This window comes from Microbacterium sp. Cr-K32 (genome assembly GCF_000708345.1).
GTDB lineage: Bacteria > Actinomycetota > Actinomycetes > Actinomycetales > Microbacteriaceae > Microbacterium > Microbacterium maritypicum_A.
In genome coordinates, this window is record NZ_JARD01000028.1 from 502611 (window position 1) to 517311 (window position 14701).

At 66.9% G+C, this 14701-nt stretch carries 12 protein-coding genes; 6 read left to right on the forward strand and 6 right to left on the reverse strand.

Features of this window, described 5'->3' with window-relative positions:
• Positions 1-26: 26 nt before the first annotated feature.
• Positions 27-3263 (reverse strand): hypothetical protein, encoded by a 3237-nt coding sequence (locus GZ64_RS0116885; RefSeq protein WP_136025509.1) that lies wholly within the window; start codon positions 3261-3263, stop codon positions 27-29.
• Positions 3264-3570: 307 nt separating this feature from the next.
• Between GZ64_RS0116885 and GZ64_RS0116890 the strand changes: the two genes are divergently transcribed.
• Complete coding sequence (locus GZ64_RS0116890; protein ID WP_029258509.1) at positions 3571-4086, forward strand: glycine cleavage system protein R; 516 nt, start codon at positions 3571-3573, stop codon at positions 4084-4086.
• 19 nt (positions 4087-4105) lie between these two features.
• Here GZ64_RS0116890 and GZ64_RS0116895 read toward each other — a convergent pair whose 3' ends face one another.
• Positions 4106-4789, reverse strand: coding sequence for a FadR/GntR family transcriptional regulator (locus GZ64_RS0116895; protein WP_021198307.1), 684 nt, complete (start codon positions 4787-4789; stop codon positions 4106-4108).
• 165 nt (positions 4790-4954) lie between these two features.
• Here GZ64_RS0116895 and GZ64_RS0116900 point away from each other — a divergent pair, with 165 nt between their 5' ends.
• From GZ64_RS0116900 to GZ64_RS0116915, 4 genes are read left to right on the forward strand one after another with little or no spacing between them, the layout of a single operon-like run.
• Positions 4955-6190 (forward strand): aminotransferase class V-fold PLP-dependent enzyme, encoded by a 1236-nt coding sequence (locus GZ64_RS0116900; RefSeq protein ID WP_029267808.1) that lies wholly within the window; start codon positions 4955-4957, stop codon positions 6188-6190.
• A gap of 54 nt (positions 6191-6244) precedes the next feature.
• Entirely contained in the window at positions 6245-7555 is a 1311-nt protein-coding gene (locus GZ64_RS0116905; protein ID WP_036331671.1) for an ABC transporter substrate-binding protein, read from the forward strand.
• Between the two features lie 3 nt (positions 7556-7558).
• On the forward strand, positions 7559-8521 hold the full coding sequence (locus GZ64_RS0116910) for a carbohydrate ABC transporter permease (RefSeq protein WP_021198304.1): 963 nt from the start codon (positions 7559-7561) through the stop codon (positions 8519-8521).
• On the forward strand, positions 8518-9438 hold the full coding sequence (locus GZ64_RS0116915; RefSeq protein WP_029267812.1) for a carbohydrate ABC transporter permease: 921 nt from the start codon (positions 8518-8520) through the stop codon (positions 9436-9438). Before GZ64_RS0116910 ends, GZ64_RS0116915 begins: the two co-directional genes overlap by 4 nt.
• Positions 9439-9540: 102 nt before the next feature.
• Here the strand turns inward: GZ64_RS0116915 and GZ64_RS0116920 are convergent, their stop codons facing one another.
• From GZ64_RS0116920 to yczR, 3 genes are read right to left on the reverse strand one after another with little or no spacing between them, the layout of a single operon-like run.
• The gene (locus tag GZ64_RS0116920; RefSeq protein WP_029267814.1) at positions 9541-10554 is read right to left on the reverse strand and encodes an aldo/keto reductase family protein; all 1014 of its coding nucleotides are present in this window, start codon (positions 10552-10554) and stop codon (positions 9541-9543) included.
• 53 nt (positions 10555-10607) lie between these two features.
• Complete coding sequence (locus GZ64_RS0116925; RefSeq protein WP_136025508.1) at positions 10608-11117, reverse strand: hypothetical protein; 510 nt, start codon at positions 11115-11117, stop codon at positions 10608-10610.
• A gap of 10 nt (positions 11118-11127) precedes the next feature.
• Positions 11128-12540: an aminotransferase-like domain-containing protein gene (gene yczR / locus GZ64_RS0116930; RefSeq protein WP_029267818.1), complete on the reverse strand. Its 1413-nt coding sequence runs from the start codon at positions 12538-12540 to the stop codon at positions 11128-11130.
• A 112-nt stretch (positions 12541-12652) separates the two neighbouring features.
• On the opposite strand from yczR, the gene GZ64_RS0116935 reads away from it, so the two are divergent.
• Positions 12653-12961 carry a hypothetical protein gene (locus tag GZ64_RS0116935; protein WP_029258516.1) on the forward strand — a complete coding sequence of 103 codons (309 nt, stop codon included), beginning with the start codon at positions 12653-12655 and terminating at the stop codon, positions 12959-12961.
• A 40-nt stretch (positions 12962-13001) separates the two neighbouring features.
• On the opposite strand, the gene GZ64_RS0116940 is transcribed toward GZ64_RS0116935, so the two are convergent.
• Complete coding sequence (locus GZ64_RS0116940) at positions 13002-14642, reverse strand: DUF4407 domain-containing protein (RefSeq protein ID WP_029267820.1); 1641 nt, start codon at positions 14640-14642, stop codon at positions 13002-13004.
• Positions 14643-14701: the final 59 nt, after the last annotated feature.

Consider the following 14701-nt stretch of genomic DNA (forward strand, 5'->3'; position numbering starts at 1 on the left):
CTGCGGGCTACGCTGGCCGCAGAGCCCTACTGCACGGGTCTGCTCACCGTCACAATCACGGGGGAATCCTCATCAGACTCCGGTGCGACGAGGACGAAGCGAACTGTCTCGGCATGCTGAGGTGAGTGGAGTATTTGCTCAAGTCGCCGGGTTGCGGGAGCCGGCGATTTTTTGACGACCGCCTCGTCGATGCCAAGCCACCCCGATTCCAAGCGCGGAAAGACTACGAGCACGGCAGGCTCGCAGTCGACGCGAAGAAGAACAGCATCGTCCTCGAGCAGCCACGATCCTTCCAGCCTTTTCGAGGCTCCCCGGAACTGTTGCGCCTGTTCTTTGCTGATGAACACGCGCAACGCACGAAGTTGGAAGGGCAGCCGCACGAGCGCCCACCCTTGCCCCGGAACGACGCGAGCATTCCGATGCCTACGGCGCAGGGCCACCAACCTGCCGCAAGCCTCGATGAGTGTCCATAGTGGGCGGTCGGATCGCACACCACGGCCGCCGGAAACACGATTCCCACTCAGTCCTTCGAGCGCGGCCAACATCTCGTCGTCGATGTCGCCCTCATGAACTGCGGTAGCCAAGCGACAGACGTCCAGGCGAGACTGGCTCTGCCTCTGCGATAGCTCGATGTCGGCAAAGGCCTGATACAGGCTGCCGACTAGGTCATGGTGAAACGGCACGTCTCCGAGAAACCGATGTGTCAGTACCGCCAACCAGGCATTAATCAGGACGTCGGCGACTTCCTCGATCCCGAAGGCGCCGTCAGCAGCGCTCCTCGTTTCTTCCACCGCACGCGTCGCAGCTTCGAAGCGTCCGAGATAGACGAGGGTTTCCACACGCAGCGCCAACGCAGCACGCCTGAGAAAGTCGGGCGCCGTCGAGTCCGCGATGACTCTCTCGATACGCACGAGCGCGTCGCCGTCCCGCTCAGCAAGATCGAGAAGCTCGCGCGCGGCCCTGATGTCCTCGAACGCAGGGTGGCCGGCGCGGGAGAGCTGCCGTTCTAAGGCGCTGTAGGCGACGTCGATCAGTGTCCTGTGCGAAGGATCCTCCCGCGGATTTCGCCTGAGGAGATTGAGCACGGTCTCGAGCTGATACAAGACCGCTGTGCGATCCGACTCGGCGTCATCGACGGGCCACTGATCGAGCATCAGCACGCATTTCGATACGGCGTCGAGAATCTCCGGAGTCGGTCGTTCCAGCGTCGCCAAGTTAGACGCAATGGCAGCGTGAATCTTCGCTCGCAGTACGGGCGCGTGCTGACCCAGCGTGTTCAACACGTGAAGCTCGAGCTCGAAGTACTCGAGGCTAATCTCGGGCTGATTCAGCGCGCTCCACAGCACCGCCAGATTTCCCGCGAGGAGCGTGCCATACATCGACGCATAGCCCGATTCCAGGAGCCATCTCAGCGCAGATGTCGCTGAAGGCGCGACAAGTTCTGCATCCGCCCGAGCCCGCTCGTCGATCGCGCGAGTGACGTGCCCGTATGCAGACTCGATGACGCTGCGGAGCACCTCAGCGCGTCTGCGCACCGAGTGTCGCGCACGGACCACATGGAGCACGACTTCGTTGACTCGGAAGGTGCTCTGCAGAGATCGCGATTGTGCATCCATCCTCCGAGAGGCAAGCGAGAACTCGGCCAAAGCGAAGGCGACCGCGTCCACCACGGCGTCTGGATCGTCCTGAAGCTCCTCGTCCAGCAGATCGACAGCTGCGGTCACTGCGAGGTTCGCATGGGCGCTTCGCCCTGGGAGATAGGCCATCGTTTCCATGGTCGCGCTCGCCACGCCGTGCCGCCGGCTTCCCGGACCGGGCGATGACTTCGCTCTCGACTCCAGACCCTCGAGGGCAACCACAACGGCGCGGAGGAGCGTGCTGTGAGTCTTGTATCCCTCCGGCATCAGCACCTCTTCATCGATGATCTTGCTCATCAAGAGACTCACGTACTGAGGGGCGAACTCGATCCCCCGCCCGGAGGCGCTCAGGTACGCGCAAGCTAGATCGAGGGTGAGGGGCCAATCATCCAGATCCGCCGAAAGCTGACTCGCCTTCCTCCGCCAATCGGCGCTCGGCGCCGAAACCCCCATTCGCATCTCTAACAAGGCAATGGAATCGGTACGAGCGAGATGTGGTACCCCATGCGCCCGCCACCCGGACCACGCAACGGCGTTGGTCGACGTCGCGACGATATCCACGTGTCCGACCAGAGGACGCCACGGCTGAATTTCCTTCGCCGAGGCCGCATTGTCGAACACCAGCAGCCAAGTGTCCGAACTGGCAGCGAAGAGGTCTCGGAAGGATGCCGCGAGCTCAGCGCCGTCCGATCTCTCGTCGCCGATCCCCTCGGCCTGCTCTGACTCGCCGAGGATTCGCCGGACCGACTGTCGAATCGTGCTCAGATCGTGAGCATCGATCCACAGGATGTGGTCGTATGACGCAGCGCGATCTCTAGCGAAGGAGGCAGCGATAGTCGATTTTCCCGCCCCCGAGAAGCCTGTCAGAACCGCTCGTCGCGGCTGCCTCGTAGGCATTCCTCGCAGAGCCTCGTCCAGGAAAGCGCGAGCTTCGACACGGGGTATTGCTTCGATGTTGGGGATGGGTCCAGCCACAACACCCCAGTCATACGCGCCTCTAGCCTGCGCCACGACATGATCGGCGGGATAGAGCATCCGCTCGATCTGTTCGGCGGGAATCTCACAACCTGGGGTGGTCGCAGAACGCTCGAGCAGCCTCATCGCCACGCTGTAGACGAGGATCTCGGACGACTCCCGGCCGGTTCCCCAACCGAAGGAGTGGCGGAGCGCACGAATACGAGCGGCGAGAAACTCGAACGCATCGGGGAGTTGCCAGGCATCGACCACGACTTCGCATCGCGCGATGCGCCCGAGAACCTCGCTCGTGCTTTCGACGTTGAGAACGGCGCCCGCAGCCTCGAGAGCACCCTGTATCTCTCGCATGACGTCCGTCCCACCCAGAAGCTGCTGACGGGCAGCGTCCAGTGCAGCCCCGAGTTGCAGCAATGCTGATGCGACCGGGCGGTTAGTGCGAAAAGTGAATGTGGTGGAGGGCTCTCCTTGGACCATTCGTTCGAACACCCGAAGCGCTTCGGCGACGGTTACTCGGCGACCTGCAGAGCCAGAGACGCTCGACTTCGCTTGAACGACCCGAACGAACCTGCCCTCCTTGCGAAACGCGTAGTCGACGATGTCGTCGTCCGCACTCTCGAGGGACAAGGTCCAGTCACGCTCGCCCTGCTCCAAGAGACCGATGACCTCTTCCAGTACGGCAAGGTGCTGGTACCCAATCCCATACGCCGTCGCAGCCCCACCGCCCCTTCCCACCATGGTCTCAGTCCTCTGGAGGGCAGCAAAGGTTGGTCGTGAAGGCGTACGCACCGAGCCGCGCGGTGCAGCCCGCCGCCGACGGGCACGAGAGTCTCATTGCGCTCTTCCGTACCCTAAGGATCTGGGGATGCTCTGAATGCACATCGAACATGCGTCGACAGTATCGAACGGGCAGACAGAAGCAATCGCCAACTCTGCCAATACTTCCCCGTACGCTGGCCGCATGACTACTCTGATCCTCACCGTCGCGGGTGCAGACCGTCCTGGCCTCGTGGCCGCCGTCGCCGATGTCGTGGATGCGCACGGCGGCAACTGGGAGAACAGCTCACTGGCCGAGCTCGCCGGCACGTTCGCCGGCGTGATCGAGGTCTCGGTCGCGGATGACCGGGAGGCCGAGCTGTCGTCCGCACTGCGCGGCCTGCAGGGTCAGGGACTCCTCACGCTCGCCGTGCTCACCGGCACTCCGGATGCGGCTGCCGACGACGATCAGCTGCTCGAGATCCAGGTACTCGGCAACGACCGCCCCGGCATCGTGCGCGAGGTCTCCGGCGTGCTGAGTGCGCACGCCCTGAGCATCGAGGAGCTCGCCACCGAGACACGAGATGCCGCGATGGCCGGAGGGCGTCTGTTCGAAGCATCGGTCACCGCGAAGGTCCCCGCCTCCGTCGACCTCGACGCGCTGCGCACCGACCTCGAACGCATCGCCGCCGAGATCCAGGTCGACATCACCCTCGGCTGACCGGCCCGCAGGACGCGCGTCAGTCCTCGAGCCCCGAGTACCGCCGCACCCAGTACTCGGTGTAGGCGACGTGGGCGGAGGCTGCGGCACTCGCAGCGACCGGATCCGCCGCCGCCAGACCGCGCAGGATCGCGCGGTGCCCGGCATCGGAATGCACCTTGAGCTCGGCCGCATCCTCGGGGTCGGAGATGCGATACGCCCGCGACCGCGATCGCAGCACGTCAATCAGGCTGGTCAGCGCTTCGTTCCCCGCGACGCCGGAGATCGCCATGTGGAACTCGTGGTCGAGCCGCGACTGCGCCTCGAAGTCGGTGGTCGCCTCGATCTCGTCGAGCACGCGGTCCAGGGCCTCCACGGTCTCGTCGTCGATGCGGGCGGCGGCGAGCGCGGCCGCATGCGGTTCGAGCACGCGGCGGAGTTCGGTCAGTTCGAGCACGCCCGCCATCGGCAGCAGCCCGACCGTGAGCGACAGACTGCCGATCAGGTCGGCCGCGCGCAGCTCGCTGACGTAGCTGCCCGAGCCGTGACGGGTGTCGAGCACGCCGAGGGCGGCCAGCATCCGGATCGCTTCGCGGAGAGACCCGCGGGAGACGCCGAGACGTTCGCAGAGCTCGCCTTCGCTCGGCAGTCGGTCTCCGGGCCGCAGCGCACCGTCGGCGATCAGCGCCCGCAGCCCGTGCAACGCCGTGTCGAGTGCGCTCATCGTCATCCTCTCTGACACTCCCCCACCCCTCGTGAAGTCTGTCGGAACTCCCCTTCGCAGGAAACTCGTATGACAACTATGTTTCATCTTCACCTTTTCATGGCAGTTTTCCACGGCATGTGGCAAAGTTGTGCAACAACTCGCCCGACTCATCGATGAGGACTGATGCCCACACCGCTGTTCCCCGCACCGCTCACGCTGAACTCCGGCATGCGAGCGCGCGACGCCTGGCCCCTCGACCCGGCGGTGATCCACCTCAATCACGGATCCTTCGGCGCGGTCCCGTCCGTCGTCGTCGAGCACCAGGACGCCCTGCGCCGCCGCGCGGACCTCAGCCCCGTCGAGTGGTTCCCGCGCATCGCCGAGCGCGTACAGGCGGCCCGCGAGCGCACCGCCCCGTTCGTGGGCGCGCGCGCCGAGGACAGCGCCTTCGTGCCCAACGCCTCGGCCGCCGCGACCGTCGTCTACAACGCCCTGCAGCTCGAAGCCGGCGACGAGATCCTGGTGACCGACCAGGGCTACGGCGCCATCACCATGGGAGCCGAGCGCCTCGCCCGTCGGTTCGGGGCGCGCGTGCGCACCGTCGCCCTGCCGCTGCTCTCCTCCGACGACGAGATCGTTCAGCTCTTCGCCGATGAGCTCACCCCCCGCACACGTCTGATCGTGGTCGACCAGATCACCTCCCCGACCGCCCGCGTGCTGCCCACCCGACGCATCGCCGATGCGGCAGCCGAGCGCGGCGTGCGCACGCTCGTCGACGGCGCCCACGCCCCCGGCCTCATCCCGGATGCGGCCACCGTCGCGGGTGGCGACTGGTGGTTCGGGAACATGCACAAATGGCCGTGCGCCCCGCGCGGCTCCGCCCTGCTGGTGACCTCCGCCGCCGACCGCGACGAGCTCTGGCCGCTCATCGACTCGTGGGCCGCGCGGGAGGCGTACCCCTCCCGTTTCGACACGCAGGGAACGATCGACGCCACCACGTACCTGGCCACCCCGACCGCGATCGACTTCATCGAGAGCGAGTTCGGCTGGGCCTCGGCCCGCACGGCCATGGCGGAGATCGCCGACGCCGGCGCCGAGCTGATCGCCGAAGCCCTGCGCCCGTACGGTGACGAGGATCCGCTCACGCCACTCCCCTCTCCGGTGCCGTCGATGCGACTGGTGCGTCTTCCGCTCGGGCTCGGCGCGACCCGCGAAGAGGCCGACGCCCTGCGGATGGACCTGCTCGACGAGGTCGGCGTCGAGACGGCGTTCACGAGCTTCCGCGGGGTTGGCTACTTCCGGCTCTCGGCCCACCTCTACAACGAGGCCGCCGACTACGAGACCTTCGTCGAGCGCTGCGTGCCGCAGATCCTGAGCCGGGCCGGCATCCGTCCCGCCGACTCCCTCATCGTCCCCTGACCGCAACACCCACCCGACCGCAACACCCACCCCCACCCCACCGAGAGGCACATCGTGAAGAACAAGATCTTGACGACCGCAGCGGGATTCGGCACCGTCGCCGTCCTCGCTCTCACCGGCTGTTCCGCAAGCTCCGGCCCGTCCACCGACGGCACCGTCACCCTGCAGATGGTCGAGAGCCTGACCAACCCCGCCCGCACCGAGCTCCTGCGCGGGCTGCTCGACGACTTCGAGAAGGCGAACCCGAAGATCACGGTCAACCTCGTCTCGCCTCCCACCGAGCAGGCCGACGCGAAGATCCAGCAGATGCTGCAGTCCGGCAAGGGCGTCGACGTGCTGGAGGTGCGTGACATCACGGTCGGGCCGTTCGCGAACAACGGCTGGCTCTACGACCTGGGCCCCAACCTCGAGAAGTGGGACGGCTGGGACGCGCTGACCGACAACGCCCAGTCCGCTTCGGTCGCCGCCGACGGCAAGAGCTATTTCGTGCCCTACGGCTTCTACGGGCTATCGCTGTTCTACCGCACCGACCTGGTGAAGGACGCGGGCTTCGACGGTCCGCCGCACAGCTGGAAGGACCTTCTGGAGCAGGCGAGCACGATCCAGGACCCGTCGAACAACATCTACGGCTACGCCTTCCGCGGCGGTCAGAACGCCAACAGCAACGTGGTCGCGGCGATCGAGGCGTACACGATCGACGGACTCGACGTCGACGACGCGTTCCTGATGGAGGACGGCTCGACGATCTTCGCCGCACCCGAGGCACAGGACGCCGTCGACGACTACTTCGATCTGTTCAAGGAAGCCTCCCCGCCCTCCGCGGTCTCGTGGGGCTACCCCGAGATGGTCGCCGGCTTCACGAACGGCACCACGGCGTTCCTGCTGCAGGACCCCGAGGTCATCGCGACCGTGCAGGACTCCTCGCTGACCGAGGACCAGTGGGACACCGCTCCCCTGCTCGTCGGCCCCTCGGGCAAGGCCGCGCAGCCACTCGCCGTCGCGGGCTGGGGCGTCGCCGAGAACAGCGAGAACAAGGAGGCGGCCGTCAAGCTCGTCGAGTTCCTGTCGTCCGCCGAGCCCGCCACCGAGTTCGCACAGGCCAACAGCCTGGTGCCGATCATCACGGCCGCCGCCGACGACGAGTTCTACTCGTCCGGCCCGTGGACCAGCTACGTCACCATGACCGAAGACCCGGAGACCTACGTCAACGTGCGCCAGCCGCGCGGGGTCAGCTGGTGGACCGAGTGGATCCAGAAGTCCGACCAGGACGTGCAGAACGTGCTGCTGGGCAACATGTCGACCAGCGACCTGCTGGCCTCGTGGGATGCGTTCTGGACCGAGAAGTACGCCGCGGAAAAGGGCTGACCTGTGGCCCGCACCGCTCAGAAGGGAGGCTCCGTCGGCACTGCTTCGCAGCAGACCGCCGCCGGGGCCTCCCCGGCATCCCGCCGACGCCCGTTCCGCGGCCGTCAGGCGTGGACGCTGCTGGCCTTCCTCGCGCCGGCGATCGTCTTCGTCTGCTGGTTCACCTACTGGCCGATGCTGCAGGGCGCGCGCATGGCCTTCCACGACTGGAACCTGTGGGACCTCACCTCGACGCCGTTCGTCGGCTTCGACAACTTCCTCGCGGTGTTCCGGGATCCTGCCTTCCCGACCGTGGCGTGGAACTCTGTGCTCTGGGTCGTCGGCTCGCTCGTGCCGCAGCTCGTGATCGGATTCCTAATCGCCCTGGCCCTGCGCAAGAGGTTCCGCTTCCGCGGCCTCTACCAGGCGCTCGTGTTCTTCCCGTGGGCGGTGTCGGGCTTCCTGATCGGCATGCTGTTCCGCTGGATGTTCAACGCGGAGTTCGGCGTGGTCAACGACCTGCTCATGAAGGCGGGGCTGATCGACGCCCCGCTCCCCTGGTTGGCTGATCCGAAGCTCGCGATGTTCGCGGTGATCGTCGCCAACGTCTGGTACGGCGTGACGTTCTTCGCGATCATGATCCTCGCGGCGCTGCAGTCGGTGCCCGACGAGATGCTGGAGGCGGCGAGCCTCGACGGCGCGGGCAAGTTCCGGCAGCTGTTCTCGATCATCATCCCGTACATCTCGATGACGCTGCTGCTGACGATCCTGCTGCGCGTGATCTGGATCTTCAACTTCCCGGACATCATCTACGCGATGACCAACGGCGGCCCCGCCAACCAGACGCACATCATCACGACCTGGATGATCAACTACACCCAGCAGGGCAACTACGGCTTCGCGAGCGCGATCGGCCTCATCGTGATGGCGGTCCTGTTCGTGTTCTGCGCGTTCTACCTTATGGCGATGCGGAGAGTGCAGCGATGACAATGACAGACGCTTCCCGAACGGGATCCTCGATCACCGAGACCCGGCGCATCACCGTGCCGGATCCGGCATCCGCCCCGCGTCCGAAGCCGCGCGTCACGGTCGGCGGCGTCGTCCGCGTCGCGGGTCTCGGGCTCTGGCTCGTGATCACACTGTTCCCCCTCTACTGGATCGCGCTGACGTCGATCAAGTCACCCGGCACGATCAACCGGTTCCCGATCGAGTACTGGCCGAGCGAGCCCTCGCTCGAGAACTACATCAGCCTGTTCCAGAAGAGCTCGTTCGGCGTCTTCCTCGGCAACTCCGCGCTGGTCGCCGTCGTCGGCGGGGCAGTGGCGACGCTCATCGCCCTGCTGAGCGCCTACGTGCTCGCCCGGTTCGAGTTCCGCGGAAAGGGCGCGGTCCTGATCGCGTTCCTGCTCACTCAGATGATCCCGGCATTCATCGCGTTGGGCCCGCTCTACTCGATGATGACCGACCTGGGCCTGGTCGACACCAAGCCAGGACTCATCCTCGTGTACATCGCGATCTGCATCCCGTTCTCGACGGTCATGCTCCGCGGCTTCTTCGAGAACGTGCCGGACGCACTCGAAGAGGCGGCGATGATCGACGGATGCTCGCGCCTCGGAGCCCTGTTCCGGGTGCTCGTCCCGGTGATGACGCCCGGCATCATCGCGGCGTTCATCTTCAATTTCGTGAACTGCTGGAACGAACTGTTCCTGTCGGTCGTGCTGATGAACACCGACGCGAACCGCACCGTGCCCTCGGCGCTGAACGGCTTCATCTCCACCTTCAACATCGACTGGGGCTCGATGAGTGCCGCAGCCGTGCTGACGATCCTGCCGACCATGGCGATGTTCGCCCTCGCGAGCCGCTGGATCGTACAGGGCCTGACCGCGGGTGCCGTCAAGGAATGACCGTCGCCGAAACCCACGCCCAACGTCGAGACCCACCCGTGCGTACGTCAGCGGGGGTGGGTCTCGACGTTACCGATGGGTCTCGGCGTCAGATCAGGGCACTCAGACCAGGCGCGACTTCGGCGACACCGAGTAGGTGTTCTCGGCGTCGCGGTTGACCGTGTCGCCGAGGGCCGCGTCGATCGCCGCCATCGTGTCGGCGTCGAGAGTCACGCCCGAGGCCTTGACGGTCTCGGCGAGCTGCTCCGGACGAGAGGCCCCGACCAGCGCCGCGGCCACGTTCGGGTTCTGCAGCACCCACGCGATCGCGAGCTGCGGCATCGACAGGCCGGCCTGTTCGGCGATCGGCTTCAGGCGCTGGACGGCGGTGAGGATGTCGTCCTGCAGGAAGCTCTTGATGAAGTCGGCGCCGCTGTGCGGGTCGGTGGCGCGCGAGCCCTCCGGCACCGGCTGACCCGGCAGGTACTTGCCACTGAGCACACCCTGCGCCATCGGCGACCAGACGATCTGCGAGATGCCGAGCTCTTCGGACGCCGGGACGACCTTGCCCTCGATCACACGCCACAGCATCGAGTACTGGGGCTGGTTCGAGATGAGCTGGATGCCGAGCTGCTTCGCGAGAGCGTGCCCTTCGCGCAGCTGCTCCGCAGTCCACTCCGAGACGCCGATGTAGAGCGCCTTGCCCTGGCGGACGACGTCGGCGAAGGCCTGGAACGTCTCCTCCAGCGGGGTCTCGTAGTCGAAGCGGTGTGCCTGGTACAGATCGACGTAGTCGGTGCCGAGGCGCGCGAGCGAACCGTTGATCGATTCGAAGATGTGCTTGCGACTCAGGCCGGTGTCGTTCGGCCCCTTCGGACCGGTCGGGAAGTAGACCTTCGTGAAGATCTCCAGGCCTTCGCGGCGCTGCCCCTCCAGGGCCTTGCCGAGCACGACCTCCGCCGCCGTGTTGGCGTACGTGTCGGCGGTGTCGAAGGTGGTGATTCCGGCGTCGAGGGCGGCGTGGACGGTCTTGACGGCGGCGTCGTCGCCGACCTGCGAGGCGTGGGTGACCCAGTTGCCGTAGGTGATCTCCGAGACCTTGAGACCGCTGTTGCCGAGATAGCGATAGTTGACCATGGATCAACGCTACTGGCTGCCCGCCATGACGGGGCCGGACGCGAGGGAAGAGGTCAGGCCGACGCAGGAGCGGCGCGTGCCCGGAGCACGGCGACCACCCCGCCGAGCATCAGCAGGGCTGCTGCGAAGGCGCTGATGATGTAGAACGCTCGCACTCCGGGGAGGGAGACGCCCGCCGAGATCATGAAGGTATCGGCCAGCGCCATGCCCGGGGCGAATGAGGCGAAGAAGAAGCCCGGGGCTCCGAGCATGAGCAGACTCAGGAAGCCGGCAGCCGCGATCATCGGAGTGGCCCTCGACGTCATCGCGATCACACCGAGGGCGAGGGCGAGCACGACTCCCACCCCGAGAATCATGAAGGTCGTCGGCGCGTCGATCGACTCACCCGCTCCGCTCAGCTCAGCTCGGATCTGGTCGAGAGTGAACCCGGGAGCGGCCGCGAGCGGCGTCCACACCAAGATCTGCACCGCGGCGAGCGCAGCATAGATCGTGACGGCGAGCACACCGGCGATCGAGATCCACAGCGTCTGCATCCGCATGGTCCGACGCTGCATCCGAGTCATGCGGGTCAGCCTAGGAAGACATCCCGAGAGTCTCCCGATACTCGCGCCAGGCCGCTCCGAGGCGGCGGATGCCCTCGGCGAGCACATCGTCGGGGGCGGTGAAGGGGATGCGGATGTGATCGTCCGGCGACGCGGAAACGGCGAACGCCGCACTTCCGGCGATCGAGACACCGTGTGCGGCCGCCGTTCGGGCGAGCGCTGATGCTGACCCCACGGGCACCCGCACCCATAGCGACAGCCCGCCACGGGGCGGCTCGACCGTCCAGTCGGGCAGGTGCTCTGCCATCAGTCGCTGCAGCAGCCGGAGCCGCTCCTGGTGGATGCGGCTGTTCGCGCGGCGCAGGTCGTCGGCGCGCGCGATCAGGTCGAGAGCCAGCAGCTGACCCGGCACGCTGGTGGACTGGTCGGCGAGCTGACGCGCGCCACGCAGCCGTCGTACGAGCACGGGGTCCGCCCGCAACCAGCCGATCCGCAGGCCCGCCCACACCCACTTCGACACCGACTCGACCACGATGACGGGCGCGTCGGCGCGCTCGGCGGCGAGCGTGGGCGGCACCACCCCGTCGAAGGAGATGCCGGCGAGCACGCGATCCTCGATGACCGGAACGCCGTACTGCGCGGCGAGCGCGGCCACCCGATGCCGAGCAGCTGCAGGCAGGCGCGACCCGGTCGGGTTCTGGTGATGCGGGTTGAGGGCGACGAGTACCGGACGCAGACGAGCGAGGGCCTGCTCCAGCGCGTCGACGTTGAGACCGTCGTCGCCCATCGGGACGCCGTGCACCGAACCGCCGCGCAGGCCGACCGAATCAGTGACGCCCGGCCAGGTGATCTCCTCGGCGAGCACGATGTCGCCTGGGCCCACGAGCGCGTTGACGACGAGACTGATGGCCTGCTGCGCGCCGTGCGTGACGAGGATCTGCTCCGGTGTGGTCGGTGTTCCCTCGGCGGCGTACATGTCGGCGATGAGGGTGCGCAGCGCAGGCAGGCCCGCAGGGTCGGTCTCCGGCAGCAGGGCGAGGTCGAGCCGCGGCTTGTGATCGCGAATGAGCTGCACCCCGAGGTCGGAGATCTGCGGCACGGTGCGCAGGAGATCGATCGCGTTCGGCAGCGCCGAGAAGAGGGCCTCTCCGCGTCCTGGTCGTGAGGCAGGCACGGCGGTTGCAGCTGTCCCGGCGATGCGGGTGCCGCTCCCCTGCCGCCGGTCGACGAGACCGCGGTCTGCGAGGTCGCCGTACGCAGCGACGACCGTGCCGCGCGAGACGGACCCTGCCGCTGCCAGTGCGCGCTCCGCGGGCAGCCGGTCCCCCGGGCGCAGCTCTCCACTTGCGATCAGACCCTCGATGCCTCGCGCGAGCCGGGCGGCGAGAGTGCCGTCTCCCTGTGTCCAGCGGCCGAGCCGCGCCGAGAGCGCCTCCGAGGACACGTCACCTGCGTGGACGAGAGAGGCCGCTCGTACCGCAGGAATGGCCGATGCCTGATCCATTGGCCCGCTATTGGCCCTGTCCATCACGCTCATGAGAACCGATTCTGGACCAATGAACACGCATCTCGCCAGCCGTCCTTCAGAGACTGGACCGATCAATCCCGATTGGACCATCGCGCAGCTCTTGGAGTGGCTCAGCGATGATGTCCGCCAGCACGATGTCATGCTTCAGCATCCGCTCGCCCGCATCGAGGCACTGATGACCGGGGCGCGCTGGGCACGCACCCCGTCGACCGTGGCGTTGATCCGCTCGATCGCCGCCGCCGTCCGCGACGAACCGGTGCGGGGAAGCATCCGGGTCGGCGAGCTCTCCCCGCAGCAGGCGCCACGGATGCCGGAGCGGATTCCCCAACCCGCCTGACCGGAGCCTGGCGCAGCCTCGCCGCACCGCGATGCCCGGTTCAGCCGATCGTCGGGCGAACGAGCTGCTCCTGCTCCTCGAGCGTCTGCGCCTGCGCGCGCTTCTCCGCCCGTTCCCGCTCCTGCGCCTCGGCCGCCTCTCGGCGTTCCGCACGCGTCTGCGGCTCACCGGAGCCGGCCTCCGCTTGTATCCCCTGGGACTGATCCGTCACGATCTGCGCACGGTCTCGGAAGCCCTCAGCCGTCACCTTGTCGAGGGCGACCTGCTTGCGGATCGCGGCGGCTTTCTCGTAGAGGCTCGGATCACCGTAGCTCGTGAGCACCTTCACCAGCACCGGCAGCAGCTCGATCATGAAGAACAGCGCGGCTATGAGGATGTGCGCCCACAGAATCGAGGGCTCCTTCTCGCTCAGCCGGTTCAATCCACTGATCTGACTGAGCAGGCCGACCGCTCCGGCGTTGCCCTGCGCGACCGCATCGGCGCGTGCGTTGTACGCGGCGAGCGCCTGATCGTAGGAGTCGCGAGCTGTCGGCAGCTGCGACTTCGCCTGCTCGCGGTTCTGCGCCTCGGACGACGAGGTGTTCTCCTTCGCCGCAGTGCCGGCCGCGGCGAGCTCCTCGTTGGCGGTGCGCAGCTGGGCGGCGAGGGCGTCGTAGGTCTGCTGAGCCTCGGCGAGCTGAGCCTTGGCGGCGTCCGAACTGGCGCCCTGGCCGTTGACGCCGGTGCAGCCGGGAACGGTGCCGGCACCCTCACCCGTGAGCTCGCACTGGTACAGCACGCGCGCCTGGTCGATCACGGCCTGCTGGGCGGTCATCTTCGCGGTCACGTCGTCGACCGTGGCCTGAGCCGCGGACTCGGTCGCCGACGAGGAGTCGGTGCCGGCGACGATGCCGGTCGCCGCCTGGTTCTCGAGTTCGGCGACCTTGGCGGATGCCGCGTCGAGTGCGATCTTCTCCGGGCCGTTCTCGAGCGCCTCCTGGTCGGACTGCGACTGGGTGATGTTGGTGGAGGCGACCTCGCGGGCGATGTCGTTGTGGAAGATCTGCAGCACGAGTGGCTCGGCCACGACGAAGCCGATGATCGCGGCCATGATCACGCGCGGGATCGCAAGCCCGATGAGTCGCCAGACGTTCCTGGTCGAGCTCATGGTCGATGTGAGGAATCGGTCGAGGTTGAAGATGATGAGCGCCCAGACGAGCGCCAGGGGCACGGCCAACCAGACGGCCGCCTGCACCCCGGTGGTGAGTGCGAAGAGCATCGAGATCGCCGAGACGAGCGCGGTGCCGGCGAGCACGAAGAACATCTGCACGAAGCGCGGGGTCTCGCCGGGAACACGGTCGAGGATCTCGCCCTCCGCACCGCCGAGAATCGCGAGGGTTCGCGCGCGCGAACCGGGAGTGCGCGGTGCGCGCTTCGCGCGGGGACGGCGGATGCGCGGCTCCCGCGGCGGCTTCACCGGAGCGGGTTCTTCGGCGGCGGAATCGTCCGCGGCGATCGCGTCGGCAATCGGGGTCGTCTCTACGGGCACGGACTCGGGCACCTCACGGGTGGCGTGGTCGGTGCCGGTGGGCTCGAACTCACGCAGGAAGTCGAGGTCATCCGTGACGGCGTCGGGTTCGCCGTCGAGGATGATCCGACCCTGCGAGTCGTAGCGACCCGGTCGATGGGCGGAATAGGGCATTCGAACAATCTACGAAACCTCGCCTGTGCATCGCGTGGAAGAGTGCTTTGAGCGACTCA

Excerpts from the sequence above, each read along its gene's own strand:
- GZ64_RS0116900 (WP_029267808.1), top strand. The coding sequence starts at position 4,955 with ATGCCCACACCGCTGTTCCCCGCACCGCTCACGCTGAACTCCGGCATG.
- GZ64_RS0116895 (WP_021198307.1), bottom strand. The coding sequence starts at position 4,789 with ATGAGCGCACTCGACACGGCGTTGCACGGGCTGCGGGCGCTGATCGCC.
- GZ64_RS0116920 (WP_029267814.1), bottom strand. The coding sequence starts at position 10,554 with ATGGTCAACTATCGCTATCTCGGCAACAGCGGTCTCAAGGTCTCGGAG.
- GZ64_RS0116935 (WP_029258516.1), top strand. The coding sequence starts at position 12,653 with ATGAACACGCATCTCGCCAGCCGTCCTTCAGAGACTGGACCGATCAAT.
- GZ64_RS0116890 (WP_029258509.1), top strand. The coding sequence starts at position 3,571 with ATGACTACTCTGATCCTCACCGTCGCGGGTGCAGACCGTCCTGGCCTC.
- GZ64_RS0116925 (WP_136025508.1), bottom strand. The coding sequence starts at position 11,117 with ATGACTCGGATGCAGCGTCGGACCATGCGGATGCAGACGCTGTGGATC.
- GZ64_RS0116940 (WP_029267820.1), bottom strand. The coding sequence starts at position 14,642 with ATGCCCTATTCCGCCCATCGACCGGGTCGCTACGACTCGCAGGGTCGG.
- GZ64_RS0116915 (WP_029267812.1), top strand. The coding sequence starts at position 8,518 with ATGACAATGACAGACGCTTCCCGAACGGGATCCTCGATCACCGAGACC.